1 pseudogene is annotated in these 639 nt (G+C 45.4%); it reads right to left on the reverse strand.

The window, feature by feature from the left end:
- Window positions 1-416 (reverse strand): annotated as a pseudogene (locus tag FOY53_RS22700) (IS1380 family transposase); the annotation flags it as partial.
- Window positions 417-639 lie beyond the last annotated feature (223 nt).

The raw sequence follows: 639 nt of genomic DNA on the forward strand, positions 1-639 counted from the left end.
CCTCCCTCCGCGAGCTGACCTGTGGCCAGCAACAGCTTGATGAGCAGTTGGTTCAGTTTCTCAGCCGTGTTGAAATCATAGACGTTGCCCGTCTTTTCTACCGTGTATGATATGTTCTCCGTTGCCAGTTCTTCTATGCCGCGCAGCACCGTGTCTGCACTTGGAACACGCGTATGTGGACGCTCGGTAAGCACGTCCTTCAGATACAGGTTGAGGTCTTCCATGCAGTCGCCACCACAGCAGAAAACGGAGAAGACGGCCCGTATTATCTCGCTGTACTGATAGCCTATCAGCTTACTGCGAAGTCCTAAGTGTGAGTCTATCACAGAGGACAGAATAGAGTCGAATTTGTCCAAAACGAAAAATATTCCGCCAAAAGCGCTGATTTTCTCAGATTTTTGTTGTACCTTTGCCATGTCATTGATGATTTTGCTTGTCTTGATTTGCAGCACTAAGGTAAGTGAAAAATCTGACATGATATAAAGAAAGTTAAACTAAAGTGCTGCGGAATTAAGGTATACAAAAAATGTCCCGCTGGGTACGCTGTTCTTATGGGAAGCGGGCGGGATTTGTCGATGCAAAGATAGGCATTTTTCTTTTAACTACCAAGTTTTTTGAGGCTTTTCTGCTATTTTTCGC

Origin of the sequence: Puniceibacterium confluentis, assembly GCF_007923445.1 — a bacterium.
In the GTDB taxonomy this organism is placed as follows: Bacteria; Pseudomonadota; Alphaproteobacteria; order Rhodobacterales; family Rhodobacteraceae; genus Puniceibacterium; species Puniceibacterium confluentis.